The following is a 21,566-nucleotide window of genomic DNA, read 5'->3' on the forward strand; positions in this document are numbered from 1 at the left end:
GTTGCTGCGGTGGTCGCCTTGTCGCGCAACCCGCTCAGCGGCGTGCGAACGCGGCCAGCACCTGCTCGGTGTTGCGCACCCGGCCGAGCAGCGGCATGACCCGGGACACCGAGTCGTGGTGGGCCGCCGCGTCGAACGCCGTGGTCGCGTCCTCGATCAGCACCTGTTCGAAGCCGCGGTCGTAGGCCTCGCGGGCGGCGGACTCGACGCCGAGATTCGTCGCGATCCCGGCGAGCAGCAGCGTCGTGACGCCGTTGCGACGCAGCAGCACCTCCAGCTCCGTTCCGTAGAAGCTGCCCCACTGGTGTTTGGTGACGACGTGATCGGCGCAGTCCGTCAGTTCGGGGTGGATCTCGGCCCAGTGCGGCGGGACCGGGACGCCCGCGGGCACGCCGGCGTCGGTGCGCGGCGCGGGGAACGGCACCCCCGTCAGGCCCATCGACCCGCGGACCACGACCACCAGGCCGCCGAGTTCGCGCAGCGTCGTCGCAGTCCGACGCGCTCTGCCGACCGCGTCCTCGGCGGTATGCGGTCCGAGTTCGGCAGCACCTCCCATTCCCTCGACCACGCCGCGCTGGAAGTCGACCAGCACGAGAGCGGTGGTTTTCGGGTCGATTCCCAAGGCGTCCTCGGTGCTCATGGAATTCCCTTTCGCTCCGTGCGGGCCCGCGAGAAGGCCCGTAGGAAAAGGCTAGGGAATTGCCTGAGACCGCCCTGCTCAACACTGAGCAGCCGGGTCCGGAGCGCCTCCCTAGCCTGCTGGCAAAGCCTGGCCGGAAAAAGGAGCTGACGAAAGAGTGCTCAGCCTTGAGACGCGGCGTGCTGTGGCCGAACTGACGAAAGCGGTGAAGGACGTCGGTCCGCTGGCCCACGCGCTGGCGCCTCCCCTGCACGTGGCGCCCGCCGACCGACGAGGGCTCCAGCGCGTCCTGGACCGGGTCACGGAACAGCTTCACGTGCCGCCGATGCGGCTGACCAACCGCAGGAACCTGAGCCCCTTCGGCCGGGTCGTCAGCGCCCGTCTCGCACTGGAACGGCTGGAGGCATCGCTCACGGCCACGACCACGGACGAGGATTCCGACGAGTTCGAGACGACAGTGGACTCCGCCCTCGCCCTCGACTTCGACAGCTTCTGCGAGCGGGACACCGTGCGCGCCGCGGACGGCGCCGCACTCCCCGGCTACGCGGCCGGCGATCCGGACGCCCCCGGGGTGGTCCTCGCGTCGGCCTGTGGCATGCCGGCCCGGCTCGCCGAGGTGTGGATGCGCAGACTCGCGGTGCACAACCGGGTGGTCACCTGGGAGAGCCGGGGTCTGTTCGTGGACACGGGCGGAGGCGGCGGCGCGACCGACGTCGCCGCCCAGGTCGGCGACCTGTTCGCGGTCATGGACCACTTCGGTCTGCGGCGGGCCCACGTCGTCGGCCTCTGCGGCGGCGCCGTCCTCGCGGTGCGTGCCGCCGGCGCGCGTCCGGAGCGGGTCGGCTCACTCAGCCTCTGGCACGGCGACTTCGAACTGGGCGAGCATGCGCCGAAGACGAGCCATCAGCGCAACCTCCAGGCGTTCATGGCCATGGCCGCGGAGAACCGGGTGAGCGCGAGCAGCGTGCACGCCGTGCTCTGCCAGTCGATGCTGACCACCGTCCCGCCGGGCCTCGCCCACCTCGTGCTCTACCCGTACGCCACCCCCGAACTGCTCTTTCGCTACTGCCAGCTCAACGGCGCCCTCATGGGCGCCGACGTGGCCACGCAACTGCCCCGCATCGAACAGCCCGCGCTGGTGGTGACGAGCGTGGACGACGACACCGCCCACCCTGACGGCTCCCGCTACGTCGCCGCGGCGCTGCCCGACGCACGTCTGGTGGTGGCCGACAGCGGAGACCATCTCGGGCTCTTCCGGGCCGGGAACGCGATGCTCGACCTGGCCACGCGCTTCATCACCCGGGGGGAACTGTGAACCGCGACCAGGCCGCCGCCCCGCACGCCGTCGTCCTCTCCGCCTCCGGCCCGGCCGGGCTCAGGGCGAGCGCCCGCCTCCTGCGGGAGCACCTCGTCGAAGCCGCCGGGCCGGACGGGCAACGGGAACTGCCGCTCGCCGACGTGGCGTACACCCTGCAGACCGGAAGGGCCGAGCTGGAACACCGTCTCGCGATTACCGTGACCGAACTGACCGACGTCGGCGAGGCACTTGACGCCTACCTCGCGGGTCGGTCGCACCCCGCACTGGCTACGGGCACCTCCGACGACGGGGGCGGCGCGGTCAGTGCGTCGATCAGCGCGAGCGGTACCGCCGCGACGACGGAATGCGAGGCGGCCCGCGTCTGGGTGCACGGCGCGCCCGTGGACTGGCGCGCGTACTGGACGCAGCCGGCCGGACGCGTCTCGCTGCCCACCTCCACCTGGGGCGACGAGACGGTCGACGCCGGGCAGGAGACCCACCCGCTTCGGACGACGGCCCCGTACGACAGGGGCGACAGGGGGCACGCCGCCGACGCGGCGGCCGCTCTCGCCTGGTTGACCCGGACGTACGCGCAGGTGTCCGGTCTGTCGCCCGAGCAACTCGAACCCCGTACGCCACTGGACCGGTACGGCCTCAGCTCCTTCCTCGTCTCGCGACTGAACGCACGGCTGGAGGAGGAACTGGGCGAGCGGGACCGCACGCTGTTCTACGCCCACGCCGACCTCGCCGGTGTGGCGGACGAACTGGCCCGCCGCCACCCGCACCTGCGGACGGCGGACCGCCCGGACGACGACCCCCGGCACACCGCGGCACGCGGCACCGACCGGGCCGCTGAGGAGCCGCACGACGACGACGGCGCCGTGGCCGTGATCGGCATCGCGGGACGCTACCCCCAGGCAGCCGACCTCGACACGCTCTGGCAGCGTCTGGTCAGCGGCACCGACTGCGTGACGACCCTGCCCGCGGACCGGGCGCGGGACGACTGGCCCGCCGACCTCGCGCACGGCGGCTTCCTCGACCGCATCGACGCCTTCGACCCCCTGCTCTTCGGCATCACCCCGCGCGACGCCGACCTGATGGACCCTCAGGAGCGGATCTTTCTCGAAGTGGTGTGGGAGGCGCTGGACGACGCAGGATATCCGCGCAGCCGGCTGCGCGAGCGGCACGCCGGAAAGGTGGCCGTCTACGCGGGCGCCATGTACAACGAGTACCCCTACTTCGGAGTGGAGTCGACGCTGCGCGGCGCCCCGCTCGACACGGGGACCACCCTGGGCGGGATCGCCAACCGGGTCTCCTACCACTTCGACCTCAACGGCCCCAGCCTGACCGTGGACACGATGTGTTCGTCGTCGCTGGTCGCCATCGGCCTGGCGATACGGGCCCTGCGCTCCGGCGAGGTGGAGGCGGCCCTGGCGGGAGGTGTGAACCTGTCCGTCCACCCGAACAAGTTCCGCCAGCAACAGCGCATGCGGCTCACCGCGCGAGGAAGGCGCTGCCGCAGCTTCGGCGCGGACGGCGACGGCTTCGTGCCCGCGGAGGGTGCTGGCGTCGTGCTCCTCAAACCCCTGCGCGCCGCGCTCACCGACGGCGACCGCGTCCACGCGGTACTGCGCGGCAGCGCCACCGTCCACGCCGGCCGCACCAACGGCTTCCTCGTCCCGAACCCGCGCGCACAGGCCGCCATGGTCGCCGCCGCCCTGCGGGACGCGTCGGTGCCCGCCGACACCATCGGCTACATCGAGGCGCACGGGGCCGGTACGTCGTTGGGCGACCCGGTCGAGATCGCGGGGCTCGGCGAGGTCTTCGGCGGCCGGGGCCTCGCGCCGGGGACCATCCCCATCGGGTCCGTCAAGTCCAACCTCGGCCACGTGGAACCGGCGGCGGGCATCGCGGGACTCACCAAGGTCATCCTTCAGATGCGGCACGGCAGCTTCGCGCCGTCCCTGCACGCGGAGGAGCTGAACCCCGGCATCGACTGGGACTCCGTGCCCTTCCGGGTGCAGCGCACGGCCGCCGACTGGCCCGCGGGCGAACACCCCCGCAGGGCCGGGATCAGCTCCTTCGGCGCGGGCGGCACACTCGCGCATCTCATCGTGGAGGAGGCGCCTCCCGCAGCCCCGCGCGGGGAGAGCGCGGCCACCGTCGCCGGACCGCTCTTCTTCCCGCTCTCGGCCTACGACGAGCGGAGCCTGCGAGCCGTGGCGGGACGCCTGGCGGCAGCGCTCCGCGAGCGGGACGGGCACAGCGCGGCCGACCTCGTCGATCTCGCGTACACCCTGTACGTAGGGCGGGAGCCGCTGCGGGAGCGGCTGGCGGTCCTCGCCACGGACCTCGCGGGACTGCGCGAGCGCCTGGAACGCTTCGCCGACGGTGGCCCCGAGGCCGTCAGGGACGATCCGCACGCCTTCCACGGCCGCATCCGCGGAGGCTCGGAGTACTCCTCGCCCGCCTCGGACGACCTGGCCGCCCTGGCCCGGCACTGGGTCGACGGCGGCCGGGTCACGTGGGCGGACGTGCGCTCGGCCGACACCCGGTACGCACCGCGTCTCGTGCCGCTGCCCTCGTACCCGTTCGCCCGGATGCGCTGCTGGCCGCCGCAACTGGATGAGGCCACCACGACCGCCATCGCCGCGGCACCGGTGGCCGCTGACACCCGCGTCGCCGAGCCCGTCCGGGACGACATCCCCTTGTACACCCGCGGCTGGCGGTCCGTCGGGGCCCTGCCCACGGTGTCCGGTGCACCGGACGAGGCGCTGCTCTGCCTGTTCTCGGACGCCTCGCAGCCGGTGGCCCGCGCCCTGGCGCAGCGGCTCGGCGGGCGGCGCGTGCTGCTGGTCCGTGAGGGCGGCGAACTGCGGGACGGCGTACCCGGCTACGTCGACGAGACCGGGGCGCAGGACATCGTCCGCAGCTTCCTCGACGATCACACCGGGCCCGTCGGCCTGCTCGACCTGGCGGATCTGCACCGCTCGCCCGTCGAGTGCGGACTGTGGCGGGCCCGGCTCGCCGTGCTGCGGACGCTGGTGGGCGAGCGGGCGGTCGCCGGACTGCGTGTCCTCCAGGTCACCTCGGGGCTGCAGAGCCTCGACGGACCGTCCACGAATCAGGCGGGCGCCAGGACCGCCGCCTTCGTTCGCGTCATCGGTGCGGAGTACCGCCGTCTCAGGGCCTCGGTCCTCGACACCGACACCGGTCCCGGTCACGAGGAGGACCTCGTGACCCAGATCCTCGCGGAGTGGTCGGCGAAGGATGCCGTGGGGGAGGTGTGCCATCGGGCGGGGGCCCGGTTGCTTCCCGAACTGCGCCCGGTGCGCGCGCCCTGGCAGCCCCTGCGCACCGACCCCGACGCCGCCTACGTGATCACCGGCGGAACGCGCGGGATCGGCGCCCGCGTCGCCCGGCTGCTGGCGGAACGCGGTGCCCGCACCCTCGTCCTGTGCGGGACACCCCGGCCGGGGGGCGTGGCCGACGACGACCCCGCGGCTACCGAATCGGCCGCGACGGTACGCGAGTTGCGGGAGCGGGGCGTGGACGTGCGGGTGCACCGGGCGCCGCTCACCGACCGGCAGGCGCTCGGGGCGATGCTCGCGGAGGTGCGGCGGACCGTCTCCCGCATCGGCGGCATTGTGCACTGCGCGGGACGGCCCGCCCGCGCCACCGACGGCTTCGCACACCTGGAGCTCGACGAGGCGAGGGAAGTGCTGGACCCCAAGGCCGACGGCCTGGAAGCACTGCTCGCCACCTTGGCGGACTCGGCGGACCAGGGCGACGACCCGGACTTCCTCCTCCTGTTCTCCTCGGTGTGCAGCGCGGTGCCGTCCCTCGCGGCGGGGTGCACCGACTACGCGGCCGCCAACGGGCTGCTCGACTTCGCCGCCGCAAGCCGATCCGGTATGGACCGCCCCCGAGTGATCTCCGTCGACTGGCCCCAGTGGGCGCAGAGCGGCGGCACCCGGCACCTGCCCAACCCTTGCGCCCCGGTGGGTATCGGTCCGCTCACCGACGCCGAAGGACTTCGTGTCCTGGAACGGGCGCTCGCCCTGCCCTCCGGCTCCCGGATCCTGCCGGCCGCCCCGCAGGAGGGCGCACCGCCTCCCGATCCCGACCGGCTGGTCCTGCTGCGAAGGGACGCCACTGTCGCCATGCCCGAGTCGCCTGTTCCGCCCGAGCAACCCGAGTCACCTGAACCACCTGAGCCACCCGAGTCCCTTATGGGCCCGCCCCGTTGGCTGATCGACATCTTCGCGGACACGCTGCGCATGCCGGCCGACGCCCTCGACACCTCGACGTCCTTCAGCGACCTCGGCGTGGAATCGATCATGCTCGGCGAACTGCTGCGCATGATCGAGGACCGGATCGAGAGGCCCCTGCACCCGGCCGCGTTGCTCGAACACCCGACCCTCGACGCCCTCGCCGCTCACCTCGGAGTCCAGCGGGCCGAGCCTACGGCCCACGCCGCACCGCCCGAGGAACGGGTCCCGTCCGACCGTCCGCCGTCGCCCCAGGAACGTACGCCGGACAACCGGATCGCGGTGATCGGTCTTGCCACCCGGTTCCCCGGCGCCCCGGACGTGGACTCCTTCTGGGCGGGGCTGCTTGCCGGCCGCGACGCCGTCACCGAGGTGCCCGCCTCCCGGTGGGACGTACACCGCTGGTACCGGCCGGAGCGGGCCCCGGCCCGCAGCATCAGCAAGTGGGGCGGGTTCGTCGAGGGCATCGAGGACTTCGACCCGGCCTACTTCGGTTTCGGCGACGAGGAAGCCACCTGCCTCGACCCTGCCATCCGGCTCTTCCTCGAAGGATCCGCGGCCTGTGTCCGTGAAGCCGGGTACGACGACGGCGAGCTCGCGGGCCAGGACGTGGGCGTGTTCGTCGGCGCCCGGATGTCCGACTACGGGGCACGGGCCGGCACCTGGTCCGGCGCGCTCCGCTCCGACCAGAACTTCATCGCCGCGCACGTGGCACACCACTTCGACTTCCGCGGCCCCAACCTCGTGGTCGACAGCGCCTGCTCGTCGTCGCTGGTGAGTGTGCAACTCGCCGTGCGCAGCCTGCTGGCGGGGGAGTCGCGGCTCGCCCTCGCGGGCGGCGTCGAGATTCTGCTGGACGAGAAGCCCTACCTCGAACTGAGCGCGGCCCGCGCGCTCTCGCCCTCCGGCAGATGCGCCACGTTCGACGAGCGCGCCGACGGTTTCGTACCGGCCGAGGGGTGCGGGGTCGTCCTGCTCAAGCCGCTCGCCGCGGCCCTCGCGGACGGGGACCGCGTCCACGCCGTCATCGAAGCGGTGGCCGTCAACAACGACGGCCGCACCATGGGCGTCACCACCCCCAGCCCCGAGGCCCAGGCGCGCGTCGTGCGGCGCGCGCTTCAGGACGCGGGCCGGCGCCCCGATGAGATCGGGATGGTGGAGGCGCACGGCACCGGCACCCTGATCGGCGACCCCATCGAACTGCGGTCCCTCACCGACGTGTTCGCCGGAGTGGGCCCCGGATCGTGCGCCATAGGCAGCGTCAAGACCAACCTGGGCCACCTCCTGTCAGCCGCGGGCATCGCGGGACTCGCCAAGACCGTCCTCGCCCTGGAGCACGGACTGATCCCCGCCACGCTCTCCTGTGACCGCCCCAACCCGCGCTTCGACTTCTCCACCTCCCCCTTCTTCCCCAACACCCGCCTTTCGCCGTGGCCTTCGGGAGCGGCTGAGCGCGTGGCGGGACTGAGTTCCTTCGGGCTCGGTGGCACCAACGCCCACCTCATCGCGGCCGCGCTCGACCCGGCGGAGCGCGAGGGGCGGCCCGTGCGACGCAGCCCCCTGCCGCCACCCGGCTTCCACCGCCGCCGACTGTGGCTGGAACCACGGCGGGAGGAGCGGACGGCGACCGCGCCCACCCGCTCCTCGTTCCTGGACCTCGAACTGACCGTCGGCGGACGCGACATCGCGCCCGCCCACCGGTCGAACGCTGTGTGAGGGAGTCCCATGACCGCAGTTGAGTGCCGCACGACGGTGACCACAGACGACTTCGTGCTCGGTGCGCACCGGGTGGACGGCGTCGCCGTACTGCCGGGCGCGGCCTTCCTCGACCTCGTGCACCGCATGCTGGCCGCGGCGGGCGAGGACCGGGCCCGAGCGGTCCTGCGCGACATCGTCTTCGTGCGCCCGCTGACCGCCGTGGACGGCTGCGACCGGCAGATCCACTGCACCGTGTCGGACCCCGACGCGCGCCGCGTCCACGACGTACGGGTACGCAGCCGCGCCCTGCGCGAGGACGGCCAACCCACCGACTGGCAGGAGCATCTCACCGCTTCGCTCCACTACGAGGACGAGCCCCGGCCACCTGACATCGACCCCGGCGCCCTGTCCGCGCCGACGGCGACCACGACGACGGCCATGGCGGATCGCTACCGGGCGGCCGCCGCGAGGAAAGTGGTGCACGACGCGCCGATGCGCTGTACCGGCACCCTCCACCGGACCGCCACCCACACCCTCGCCACGCTGCGCCTCGAACAACCGGACACGGCGGGCGCGGCCGGGTTCGCCCTGCACCCCGCGCTGCTGGACGCCGCCACCCTCGTGGCGTTCCCCGAACCCGAGGGCTCCGCACCGGGCGAGCCGTATCTCCTCGTGCACATCCGCGAGTTCAGGGCACCGCGCACCCCCACGGGCAGCTGCCACGTTCTGGTGCCCGCACCGGCAGGACCCACCGCGGCCGGTGGCGGCGTGGCCCTGACGCGCGATCTGACACTCCACGACGACGACGGACGGTTCGTGGCCGCATGCACCGGCGTGACCTGGAAACGCGCCGAGTCCCCCGGTTCTCGACGCGGCGCCTCCGCCGAGGCTGCCGCGCCGCCCGCCGGGCGGGCCACGACCACGGACGTCGTGGCGCTTCTACGGGGACTGGTCGGCGCCGTCCTCGAACGCGCTCCGGAGTCCGTCGACGCCCAGACCGGCTTCTACGACCTCGGCCTGGACTCCGTCGCGCTGCTCGCCCTGGGCCGGGAACTGGAACAGGTCGTCGGCGCACCCCTTTATCCGACCCTGCTGTTCGAGTACAGCGACATCAACAGCCTCGCCGCGCATCTGGCGGCCGAGTTCGACATCCAAACCCCGGCGGGCCCTGCCGACGTACCCGCAGAGGCACCCGCCGGCGCCGCCGCCGACGGCCCCCAGGCCGGAGAAGCCCGCACCCGCTGTCTGGTCGACCGCTGGCTACAAGAGGAAGTACCGCGCCGCGACGTGGGGAGTCCCGGCCCACTCGTCGTCATGGGACCGCGCCGCCACCTCACGGAACTCCCGCACGGGGCGGTCCCCGCGCTCCGCACCGTCGATACAGCGGAACCACGGCTCGACCAGGACAGCCACGCCGCCGCGGCGGCCGAGGCCGCCCGCGCTCTCGACGCGCTCGTGGACCCGGGCAGCGGCGCGGCGGCCGAAGTGGCTCTCGTCCTGCCCGGTACCGCCGACGAGACCGGCGTCACCGACGCGTGCGTCGCCCTCTGGCACACCGCACGGGCCCTGATCGACCGCGGCGGTACCGCAGGCGTACGACTGCACGTCATCTGTCCCGGCACCGACGCACACGCGCCCGTCCCCGCCGCCCTCGCGGCCCTGGCCCGGACCGTCACCGCGGAGACACCCCGCCTGCGATGCAGAGTCGTGTCGGCCCCCGCCGCGAGTGGCGGCGCCGCCACCGCCGAGGACGTCCGCGAACTCGTTCGGGAGGCGGTGCTCGATCCCTCCGACGAGTCGGAGGTCCGCCACGAGGGCGGTTGCAGGCTGGTCCGGCGCTGGCTGCCCGCGCCCCCGCCGTCCGGGGACGCCCCGGGAGCACTGCGCCACCAGGGCGTGTACCTGATCAGCGGCGGGGCCGGCGGACTCGGCAAGCTGGTCGCACGACACCTCGTCGAGCGGTACACCGCCCGCGTGGTCCTGGCCGGCCGCGGTTCCCTGCCACCGGAGCTGTCGGCCGAACTCGGCAACTGGCGCGGGGGAGAAGCCCGGTACGTACAGGCCGACGTCACCGACCCCGAGCAGGCCGTCCGTGCCGCACAGGAGACACGGGCCGCGTTCGGCCGTATCGACGGCGTACTGCACCTGGCCGGTGTCCGCGCGGACGGGGTGTACCCGCACAAGCACCCGGAGGAGATCACCCGAGTCCTGGCGCCCAAGGCCCTCGGCGCCCTGCACCTGGACGCGGCCACCGCCACCGACGACCTGGACTTCTTCGCCCTGTTCTCCTCCCTGTCCGCGATCGTGCCCAACCCCGGGCAGTGCGACTACGCGGCCGCCAACGCCTTCCTGGGCGCCTTCGCCCACCGGCGTGCCGCGCGTACCGACCGGCACGGCCGCAGCATCGCCATCGACTGGACCTACTGGGCAGAGGGCGGCATGCGGCTCTCCGCCGACCGGGTCCTCGGCGCCGGCCGGACCACGGGGGTCTTTCCGCTGGCCACGGACGAGGGCCTGCACGCGCTGGAGTGGGTGCTGCATTCCGGCCATGCCAGAACGGCCGTCCTGCACGGCCTCCCCGACGCGCTCGGCTCGCTGCTGCGTGAGGCGGCGCCGGAGGCGAGGACGCTCGCGCCGGAGAGTCGGCCGACCATGGCTCCGCCCCCCGCACCGGACCCGGACGACGGCGCGGTCGCCGTCATCGGCATGGCGGGGCGCTACCCCGGGGCGCCGGACCTCGACGCGTTCTGGCAGCGCCTGGTCGACGGCGACGACTGCGTGACCGAGATCCCCGCGGACCGCTGGGACCACAGCCTCTACTACGACCCTGCCAAGGGCGCGGCGGGGCGCACGTACGGCAAGTGGGGCGGCTTCCTCGACCGCGCTTACCACTTCGATCCGCTGTTCTTCGGGATCTCCCGCCGTGAGGCCGAACGGATGGACCCGCAGGAACGGCTCTTCCTCTCCACCTGCTGGCACGCTCTGGAGGACGCGGGATACCCGCCGCACACCCTGCGCGGCGAGGCCGTCGGTGTCTTCGCCGGCGTGATGTGGAACCACTACCAGCTCGCCGAGGGCGCGCCCGACGGCGTCGCCCCCTTCGCGCTGCACAGCTCGATCCCCAACCGCGTCTCCTACACCTTCGACCTCACCGGCCCCAGCATCGCCACCGACACCTCGTGCTCCTCCTCGCTCACCGCCCTCCACCTCGCGGTGGAGAGTCTGCGCACCGGAGGATCCGCGCTGGCGCTGGCCGGTGGGGTCAATGTCACCACACACCCGCAGAAGTACCTGCAGCTCGCCCAAGGGCAGTGGCTCTCCACGGACGGCCGCTGCCGCAGCTTCGGCAAGAACGGCACCGGCTACGTGCCGGGCGAGGGGGTGGGCGCCCTCCTCCTCAAGCCGCTCGGCAAGGCGCGCGCGGACGGCGACCACGTGTACGGCGTCATCCGCACCACCGCGATCAACCACGCGGGCCGCACCGGGGGCGCCACGGTCCCGAGCCCCGACGCACAGGCCCGGCTGGTCGGCGCCGCGCTCCAGCGCGCGGGCTGGGACCCGGCGACCGTCGGCTACGTCGAGGCCCATGGCACCGGCACCGCACTCGGAGACCCCATCGAAGTGACGGCGCTCGCACGGGTGTTCGGGACGAGGCCGCCCGGCGTCGCACCGTGTCTGCTCGGCTCGGTGAAGTCCAACGTCGGCCACCTGGAAGGCGCGGCAGGCATCGCGGGCGTCACCAAGGTGCTGCTGCAACTGCGGCACGGCACGGTCGCCCCCTCCCTGCACGCCCAGGAGACGAACCCGCACATCGACTTCTCCGCGACCCCGTTCGAGGTACCGCTGCGGGCCACCCCCTGGCCGCGCCAGGGGGAGCGGGCGCTGCGGGCGGGGGTCAGCGCGTTCGGGGCCGGCGGCTCCAACGCCCATGTCCTGATCGAGGAGTACGTGAACCGGTCCGCCGCACCGAGGACCCGCGCACACCCCACCGGCGCACGTCTCGCCGTACTGTCCGCCAAGGACGAGGACACCCTGCGGCAATACGCGCGTACCCTGGCCGACCGCCTCCGGGCGACCACCCCGCCCCGCCGGGAGACGGTGGCCGAGGACCGCGCTGTGGACGCGCTGGCCGAAGCGCTCGCCATTCCGCCGGATGCGCGGGACCCCCGCGCGACCCTCGCCGAACTGGGCGTGGACCACATCCAGTTGACGGCCCTCCCCGCCCTGCTCTCCACCGTCCCCGACCTGGCCGCCCCCGACCTGGCCGGGGTGGGCCTGGAGGAGACCCTCGGCGAACTGGCGGGCCGTTGCGCGGCGCCGGCGGACACCGGCCCCGACGCCCTCGACGACATCACGTACAGCCTTCAGGTCGGGCGCGCCCCGATGGCCATCAGGCTCGCGGTACTGACGGACTCTGTCGAACACCTCGTCACCTCCCTGGGCCGGTACGCGGACGGCGCCCTCGCGGACCGGGCGCGCGGCGAGTACTGGAATGAGGACGCGGACGCGGTCGTCCCATCCACCGAGGAGTGCGTGGCCGCCTTCCGGAACGGACGCCCGCGCCAGTGCGCGGAGAGCTGGACGGCGGGCGTGGACCTGCCCTGGGAGGAGTGCTACGACCCGGCGACCCGCCCGTGCCGGGTGCCGCTGCCGGGCTACCCCTTCCAGGAGGAGCCGTGCCGGCTCGGCGGTTGGCGCGCGGAACGGGCGACGGCGGACGGCGTGGCGGCTCGTCCCGCGCCGGACGAGAGCGTGTCGGACGACGATGCGGAAAACGGCGTGGAACAGGGCGGAGACATGGAACCGGTTGACGTCGGCGCTGTAGAACTGCGGCTTCTCGACGGGGGCATCGCCCTCGTCACCCTGCGGTCGGCCACGTTCGGCGACGGCATGGTCGAGGAGTTGGAGTCGGCCTTCGGCCGCATTGCCGAGGACGACGCCGTACGCGCCGTCGTACTGACCGGCACCGGCCGGATGTTCAGCATGGGCGGCGATGAGCGCGCCCTGGACTCGATCGCCGCGGGCGAGGCGAGCTTCTCCGACGTTCCCTTCCTCTACCAGGGGCTGGCCCGTTGCGACCGGCCGGTGATCTGCGCGATGCAGGGGCACGCCGCCGGCGGCGGCTTCACCTTCGGCCTCCACGCGGACATCGTGGTCCTCGCCGAGGAGGCCGAGTACCGCGCCAACTTCCTCTCCTACGGATTCACTCCCGGCCTCGGCGCCAGCCACGTCCTCGCACGACGGCTCGGCGCCGTCACCGCGGCCGAAATGCTGTTCACGGGTCGCGCCCTGCGCGGGGGCGAACTCGCCGCCAGGGGCGCAGACCTGCTCGTCCTGAAGGGAAAGGACGTGCTGCCCAACGCCCTCGCCCTGGCCCGCGCGGTGGCCCAGCACGCGCCCGCAGCGGTGCGTGCCCTCAAGTCCGAACTGGCGCGGCGCGCGTGGAGTGACCTGGCGCCGGTCATCGAGAGCGAGGTGGCGATGCACCGGGAGGTGCTGGGGGAGGATGCGCGGCGGTTGGTGGCCCAGCGGTTCGGTGCCCTGGAAGGGCAGAGTACGCCTGCGCAGGCCGCCGGCATCCGGCAGGAGCACCCGGTGCAGGAGTCCCGCATCAGCGCGGAGGCGGTCAGGGCTGCGATCGAGGAGAGCGTCGGAGAGGTGCTGTTCCTGCGGCCCGACGAGATCGACGAGGCGCGCAGCCTGGCCGAGATGGGGCTCGACTCGGTCGGCGCCGTGGAACTGATCGGCCGCCTCAATCGCAGACTCGGCACCGACCTGGACTCGGTCACCGTCTACGACCACCCGACGGTCCCCGCCCTCACGGAGGCGGTACGAGCCGACTTGGAGGGGACAGCGGCCCTGTACCGGGAAGCGACGGCTTCCCCTGTGCGTGCTGCGAGTGCTGTAGGGGAGCCGAATGGGGGAGTTGCGGGGGTGTCCGTTGCGGGGACGGGCGGGGCGCCGGTTGCGGACACCGATGAGGCGTCGGTTGCGGGCACCGTCCGGGCGCCGAGCGTGGAAGGAGCTGAAGGGCAGCACGCGGGAACCCCGGGGGCGTCGTCGGCGGGAAGCGTCGGGGCGTCCGCCACGGGAGCCGGCCCGGCGGCGTCCCCCTCCGCTGCCCCAGGCGCCGGGCAGGTGCTTCTCGCCCCGGTCGAGCGCGTCGCCGACGAGGCGCGGACCGTGAGCGATGCCGAAGGGGGCCCCGGGCCCGTCTCCTCCCGGTCGATCGCTGTCATCGGTCTGTCCGGGCGTTTCCCGGATGCGACCGATCCCGAGGCCTTCTGGGAGAACCTGGCCGCGGGCCGCTGTGCCATCCGCGACGTGCCGCCCGAACGGTGGGACGTGGAGGCTCACTTCGCTGCCGACCGGCGAGTTCCCGACCGGACCTACAGCAAGTGGGCGGCGCTGATGCCGGACGTCGACGCCTTCGACGCGTCCTTCTTCCAACTGCCGCCGCGCGAGGCCGAGACCATGGACCCCCAGCAGCGGCTGTTCCTCCAGGAGGCGTGGCGCGCGCTGGAGAACGCCGGGTACGCGGGGCCGGCCGCCGGTCCTCGTCGCTGGGGTGTCTTCGCCGGATGCGCGACGGGCGACTACATCGATCTGCTCACCGAGCAGGGGACAGCGGGCACCAGCGGCGCCTTCCTGGGCAACGCCCCTTCCGTGCTCGCCGCCCGCATCGCCTACCTGCTCGACCTGACCGGTCCCACGCTCGCCGTGGACACCGCGTGCTCCTCCTCGCTCGTCGCCGTCGACCTGGCCTGCGCGAGTCTTCTGCGCGGAGAGTGCGAGACCGCCATCGCGGGCGGAGTGTCCGTGCTGTCCACACCGAAGATGCACATCTGGACCAGCAAGTCGGGGATGCTGTCGCCGACCGGCCGCTGCACACCGTTCGCGGCGGAGGCCGACGGCATCGTGCTGGGCGAGGCGGTCGGTGTCGTCGTCCTCAAGCCGCTGGACCGGGCCGTCGCGGACGGCGACCACATCCACGGCGTCATCCTGGCGTCCGGCGTGAACGGCGACGGCAGGACCAACGGCATCACCGCGCCCAGCGCCACCTCGCAGAGCGAACTCATCACCCGAGTACAAGAACTGGCCGGCATCGGTCCCCAGGACGTCGGCTACATCGAAGCGCACGGCACCGGCACCGAACTGGGTGACCCCATCGAGGTGAAGGCCCTCAACGCGGTCTTCGGGCCGACCGCCGCCGAACCCGGCACCATCGGCCTCGGCTCCGTCAAGGGAAACATCGGGCACACGACCACGGCAGCGGGCGTGGCGGGGCTGATCAAGGTGCTGCTCGCCCTGCGCCACCGCGCGCTTCCGCCGACGCTCGGTTCGCCGCACATCAACCCCCGTATCGATCTGGACGCCGGCCCCTGCCGTGTCGTCCGGGCGCTGGAGCCATGGCGCCCGGGACCCGACGGGCGCCGTATCGCCGGGCTCAGCAGTTTCGGATTCAGCGGCACCAACTGCCACCTCGTGATCGCCGAAGCACCTCCCACCGGCCCGGACCCGGTGCGAACCCCGGATGAGGCTGATGAGGAATTGATCGTCGTCTCGGGCCGGACCGACGCCGAACTGCGCCACCGCGCCGCCGACCTGGCCCGTGCGTTCGCCGGGCGCCCGAGTGCGGCAAGGCTGCGCAGCATCGCTCACACCCTCGCCACCGGACACCGCCACCACGCCGTACGCGCGGCCTTCACCACCACCGACCACACCGGCCTGCTCGAAGGGCTCCGCACGATCGCGGAGAACGGACCGGATCCCGTACCCGACCCAGCCCCGGTCGCACCGCAGGATGACGCCGTGGCCTCCCGTTCGGCGAGTACCGCTGCCGACGTGTACCGCTCGGGCCGGCTGCCTCACTGGCAGATCCTCTTCGCCGGACCGCCCGCCGGCCGGGTGCCGCTGCCGCCCTATCCCCTCACCAAGGACCGCCACTGGCCCGCGCGACCGGACCCGGCCGTCGGCAGCCGGAAGAAGGAGGCAGGAACCGCTGTCGACCAGGCGCAGGAGACCAGGACGCTGCGGATCGGCCCCGATCACTGGATCGTCGCGGGACATCGCGTCGCGGGCCGCACCGTCCTGCCCGCGACCGCCACCGTCTGCCTCGCGGCGGCCGCGGCCCTGGCAGAAGGGGCGTCAACTCCTCTGCTCATGCGTGGACTTCGCTGGGCGCGCCCCCTGGAGGTCGAAACCTCCGCCGAGCTCCACCTCGCGCTGCGGACCGGGCCCGGTAAGGCAACCGTCGCCCTGTCCACCACGGTCGACGGTGCACCCGCCACGGAACACGCACGCGTGCTCCTGCCCCGCGACCCCCGCGACCCCCGTGACGCCCACGACGCCCACGACGTCCGCACCCCCTACGACCGTCGCGACGAGAACACGGACGGGACTTCGCCCGCGCCCTCCCAGGGCGAGCATCTCGACCCTGCCATCCTGACCGGTCCCGGGACGCGCAGCTGGAGCGCCGACGAGCTGTACCGCACGTTCGAACGAGGTGGTCTGAGCTACAGCGGCGCCTTCCGTTCCCTGGCGGAACTACGCGCCCACGGACCGGACGAGGCGATCGGAACGCTGCTGCCGCTCGCGCCCGTCTCCTTCGACGGGACGAAGACGACGACCGTGCCGCACCCGGCCGTGCTCGACGGCGCCCTCCAGAGCGTGGTCGCACTTCTCGCGGACGGCACCGCCGACTCGTCGACGGCCCGAACACCCCTGCTGCCCTTCTCCGTGGACGAGGTGTGCGTCCTCGATCCCGCCGCCGTACCCCGCTACGCCCACGTCCGGGCCATGGGGCCGGGTACCGGGGCGGACCGCCGGTTCACCGTCCGGCTGGCCGACTTCGAGGGACGCGTCTGCGTACGCCTCGACGGGGTTGTCCTGCGCCCCGCAGCGCCAGCGCCGGCACCGGCACTCGCATCGCCCCCCGAGCCTCCCGCGCTGTACCAGCCGGTCTGGAGTCCGCTGCCCGCCCGGAACGATCCGGAGCCGGTGTCGGCGCCTCGGCGGGTCGCTGTCCTGGGCGATCCGGGCGACCCGCTGGTGCACGCTCTGCTTGGCCGGAACCCCGGAGTCGTCGTCCGCTGTGTGCCGCTCACCGAGGCGGGGGCGGTCTTCGACGAGCGGGAGGAGCCCTACGACACCGTCTACGCGGTCGTCCCGGGACGCGGCCGGGCGGCGCCCCCGCTGGACCGGCCGGCCGCCGCGAACGATCTGACGAAGGCTGTGTTCCGTACGGTCAAGGCGGCGCTGGCGGCGGGCCGGGGACGAGCGCCCCTCACCTTCGGGATCGTGCTGCGCGGCGCGGTCGCCGTCCGTGCCGAGGAGGTCCCGTACCCGGAGGCGGCCGCCGTCACCGGACTCGCGGCGGCCATGGCCGCCGAGTACCCGCGCTGGCGGGTCGGTTGTCTGGACCTCGGGGAGCCGGACGACGCCCGCGCCGAGGCGGACCGGATACTCGCCGCCGACTGGAGCCGCCCGCTGGTCGCCGTGCGCGGGCGACGGGAATACGTCCGTACGCTCGAAGCGGTCTCCGCGCCTGTGTCCGCGCCCGCGTCGGCGCCGGGCGCGCCCTGGCGCGACGGGGGCACGTATCTGATCCTCGGCGGCACCGGCGGGCTCGGGTTCGCGCTGAGCAAGCACCTGGCGCGCCGGCACGGAGCGCGGCTCGTCTGGCTCGGACGACGGGCGCCGGACGCGGGCGTAGAGGCGGCTCGCGCCGAGATCACCGCCCTCGGCGGGAGCGCCCTGTACCTGCGCGCGGACGCCGCCGACGCCGAGGCCCTGCGCGCCGCCGTCGTGGCGGCCCGCACCGAGGCCGGCCCGCTGCACGGTGTCGTCCACGCGGCCCTCGACCTGCGGGACAGCACCCTCGCCACCATGACCGAGAGCGACCTCACGGCCGTGCTCGACGCCAAGACCAAGGGCGCGCTGGCCCTGGCAGACGCGGTGCGCGAGGATCCGCTGGGCTTCCTGGTGTTCTTCTCCTCCGCCGTCTCCTTCCTGCCGGCGGCGGGCCAGGGCAACTACGCGGCGGCCAGCAGGTTCGAGGACGCGCTCGCCATGGAGCTGCGTCATGCGGGCGTCCCGGCGTCAACGGTCAACTGGGGCTACTGGGGCGGTGTCGGCGCGGTCGCCACCCCCGAGTACCGGCGCAGATTCGTCGAGTTGGGCATCGCACCCATCGAGGTGGCCGAGGGGCTGACCGCCCTGGAGCGGGTGCTCGCCTCGGCGCTTCCCCAGACCCTCGTCCTCAACGGCGCGGCGAGCGACCTCGTACCGGACCTCCTCACAACCTCCCGTCCCACACTCGCCTCGGCCGTGCGCGGTCACGCCGAACTGGTCGCCACGGCGCGCGACCTCCTCGACCGCCGGTTCCGCGGCCTGCCCGGCATCCCCGCGGTGGGCGAGGAGACGACCATCGGCGGGCTGGCTGCCGCGCTCCACCTCACCCCGGACAACACGCGGCTCTTTTACGCATTGCTGGACATCTTGGAACGTACGGGGACCGTCCGCCGGACCGGAGACATGCTCACCCTGCTGCAGCCCGGCAGTCGCCGACGGAGTGGTCAGGACGAGGACCTCACCGACCGTCACCCCGGACTCGCCGCCCATCTGGACCTGCTGCGCCGGTGCGTCGACGCGCTGCCCGACGTGCTCGCCGGACGCGTGAGCGGTGTCGAAGTGCTGTTCCCCAGGGGTGCCACGGACGAACTCGCCCGCGTCTACGGCGGAAACCCGGCCGCCGACCACCACCACGCGCTGCTCGCGGAGGAGGTCGCCGCCGAGGCCGCCCGGCTCGCGCGGCGCGAGGGGCGGACCGCCCGCATCCTGGAGATCGGCGCGGGAACCGGGGCGGGCACCGATGTCGTCCTGCGTGCCTGTGCCGAGTCGGCGGTCGCGGTGCGTCTTCACTACACCGATGTCTCGCCCGCCTTCCTGGGCCGGGCCAAGGAGCGCTACCGGGACCGTCCGGAGGTGACGTTCGGACCCTTCGACGTGGAGCGAGACCCGCGCGAGCAGGATCTGGACGTGCCCGCGGACGGCTACGACATGATCCTCGCGGGAAACGTGCTGCACGCCACCGCTGACCTGTCCGCCGTTCTCGAAAGGGTCGTCTCGCTGCTCCGCCCCGGGGGGCTGCTGCTCGTCAACGAGGTCACCCGGGCGGACGACTTCCTCACCTTGACGTTCGGACTCACCGCCGGCTGGTGGCGGTTCGACACCTCGGCCGACCGGCTCGCGCACGCACCCCTGCTGTCACCCCGGCAGTGGCGTGCGGCCTTGACGGCGGCCGGCACCACGCCCGAGCGGGTCCGCGGCCTGCCCGGCACGCCCGAGGAGGAGCTGGCGCAGGCAGTCTTCGCGGCGCGCCGTCGGCCGGAGGGAGCGCGGAGCACGGAGCCGGTTCCCGTCACCGCGGCCCGCGCGCGCCGTTACGTCAAGGACGTCTTCGCCGAGGTACTGCACTTCACCGTCGAGGCCCTGGACGAGACGGCGGGCTTCGACACCTTCGGCATCGACTCCCTGGTCAGTCTCGCCCTGGTGGACCGGTTCGAGCGCGATCTCGGCGAACTGCCTTCCACGCTCCTTTTCGAGCATCTGACCATCACGGATCTGGCTGCCCATCTCATCGAGGCCCACGGCGCGTCCTTGGCGGCCGTGATCGGCCCCGAGGACCGTGAGGATCCCGCCGAGGAGCCGCCGGACACGCGCGAGGCGCAGATCGCCACGGAGAACGTGCCGTCCGAGGACGACGCGGCCGAACCCATCGCGGTGATCGGCGTGACGGGCCGGTACCCGGGCGCCCCCGACCTCGACACCTTCTGGTCGAAGATCTCCGAGGGCGCCGACTGCGTCACCGAGGTACCGGCCGAACGCTGGGACTGGCGCACCCACTTCACCTCCCAGCCCGGGCAACCCCAGCGCACATACGGCCGTTGGGGCGGATTCATCGACGGCGTGGACCTGTTCGACCCGGCCTTCTTCGGGATCCTGCCGCGCGACGCCGCGACGATGGACCCGCAGGAACGGCTTTTCCTGGAGACGTCCTGGACCCTCCTTCAAGACGCGGGCTACCTTTCGCCCCGCACCCGCCAGCCGTCCACCGGCGTCTTTGCGGGCACTATGTACGGCGCCTACGGGCAGCTTGCCGCCGCCGGAGGCTGGCCGCGGGGGCGGTACGGGGACGGCCACTCGCCCTCCTGGTCGATCGCCAACCGCGTCTCCTACACGCTGGACCTGCACGGGCCGAGCTTCACCGTGGACTCCGCCTGCTCGTCCTCGCTGACCGCCGTCCATCTGGCGGTGCAGAGCCTGCGGCGCGGAGAGTGCCGCATGGCCATCGCGGGGGGAGTCAACCTCATCCTCCATCCCGCCCACCTCATCGCGCTCAGCTCGATGAACATGCTCTCGCGTGACGGTGCGTGCAAGGTCTTCGACGAGAGCGCCGACGGGTTCGCGCCGGGGGAGGGCGTCGGCGCGGTGCTCCTCAAACCGTTCGCCGCAGCGCAGGCCGACGGCGACACGATCTGGGCCGTCATCAGGGGCAGCCACGTGAACGCGGGAGGACGCACCTCCGGCTACACCGTCCCGAACCCGAACGCCCAGGCCGATCTCGTCAGGGAAGCGTGGCGCGCCTCGGGAGCCGACCTCCGCTCCGTCGGCTACGTCGAGGCTCACGGCACCGGCACCGCCCTGGGCGACCCCATCGAGATCGCGGGCCTCGCCAAGGTGCTGACCGGGCCTGAAGCACCCGCCGAGTGCGCGCTCGGCTCGGTCAAGGCCAACATCGGCCACCTGGAGGGCGCGGCCGGCATCGCGGGACTCACCAAGGTGCTGCTGCAGTTGCGGCACCGCCGGATCGCTCCGTGCGCGCGGCTGAACCGGCTGAACCCGAAGATCGAACTGTCGGGGACCCCGTTCCACCTGCCGACCGAGCCCAGCCCCTGGCCGGGACCTTCGCCACGCCTGGCCGGGGTCAGCTCCTTCGGCGCGGGCGGGGCCAACGCCCACCTCGTCATCGAGGAGTACGTTCCCGCCACGGCCTCCGGTGCGACACGGATGCCCGGGGCGACCGAGCCGGCCGGGGAAGGACTCCCGTACGCCCCCGAGGCCGAGCGCTGGCTGCTGCTCTCCGCCCGTACGCTTGAGCAACTGCGAGCGCAGGCAAGGGACTTGGCCGCGTTCCTGCGACAGCGCGTCGACGTGCCTCTGCACGAGGTCGCCTACACCACTCAGGTGGGCCGCGCGGAGCTGCCGGAACGCCTCGCGGTCACCGCGGCCGACCGGGCGGGACTGATCGACGCGCTGACAGCCCTGGCCGAGGGGCGCACCGCGCCGGGCGCCGTGACCGGCACCGCGGGGCCCGCGGGCGGCCTCTTCGACGACGAGGACGGCGCGTCCTTCGTCGCGGGCCTCCTCTCCCGCGGCCGCCCCGCCAAGCCGGCCAGGCTCTGGGTCGACGGGGCGCCGGTCGACTGGCGCGGGCTCTGGCCGCAGACGCCCCCACGCAGGGTCCCGTTGCCGCCCTACCCCTTCGAACGCAAGCGTTACTGGCTCCCCGAACCCACCGCAGACGGGGCCGCGCCCGTATCCGCCCCTGAGCAGTCGGCCGCGTCGGCGTCACCCTCACGGTCCCCCTCACCCTCAC

The 21,566-nt window shown here is 73.2% G+C and carries 4 protein-coding genes; 3 read left to right on the forward strand and 1 reads right to left on the reverse strand.

Annotated features, from left to right (window positions below):
- Positions 1-34: 34 nt before the first annotated feature.
- Positions 35-640 carry an isochorismatase family protein gene (locus tag ACFWPS_RS29105; protein ID WP_383709878.1) on the reverse strand — a complete coding sequence of 202 codons (606 nt, stop codon included), beginning with the start codon at positions 638-640 and terminating at the stop codon, positions 35-37.
- Between the two features lie 157 nt (positions 641-797).
- Between ACFWPS_RS29105 and ACFWPS_RS29110 the strand changes: the two genes are divergently transcribed.
- From ACFWPS_RS29110 to ACFWPS_RS29120, 3 genes are all read left to right on the forward strand, one after another.
- Positions 798-1,955 carry an alpha/beta fold hydrolase gene (locus tag ACFWPS_RS29110; protein ID WP_383709881.1) on the forward strand — a complete coding sequence of 386 codons (1,158 nt, stop codon included), beginning with the start codon at positions 798-800 and terminating at the stop codon, positions 1,953-1,955.
- Positions 1,952-7,924, forward strand: coding sequence for an SDR family NAD(P)-dependent oxidoreductase (locus ACFWPS_RS29115; protein ID WP_383709884.1), 5,973 nt, complete (start codon positions 1,952-1,954; stop codon positions 7,922-7,924). Before ACFWPS_RS29110 ends, ACFWPS_RS29115 begins: the two co-directional genes overlap by 4 nt.
- 9 nt (positions 7,925-7,933) lie before the next feature.
- The coding region (locus tag ACFWPS_RS29120; protein WP_383709887.1) for an SDR family NAD(P)-dependent oxidoreductase at positions 7,934-21,566 on the forward strand (13,633 nt) is incomplete at its 3' end.

This window comes from Streptomyces sp. NPDC058457 (genome assembly GCF_042720695.1).
Lineage (GTDB): Bacteria > Actinomycetota > Actinomycetes > Streptomycetales > Streptomycetaceae > Streptomyces.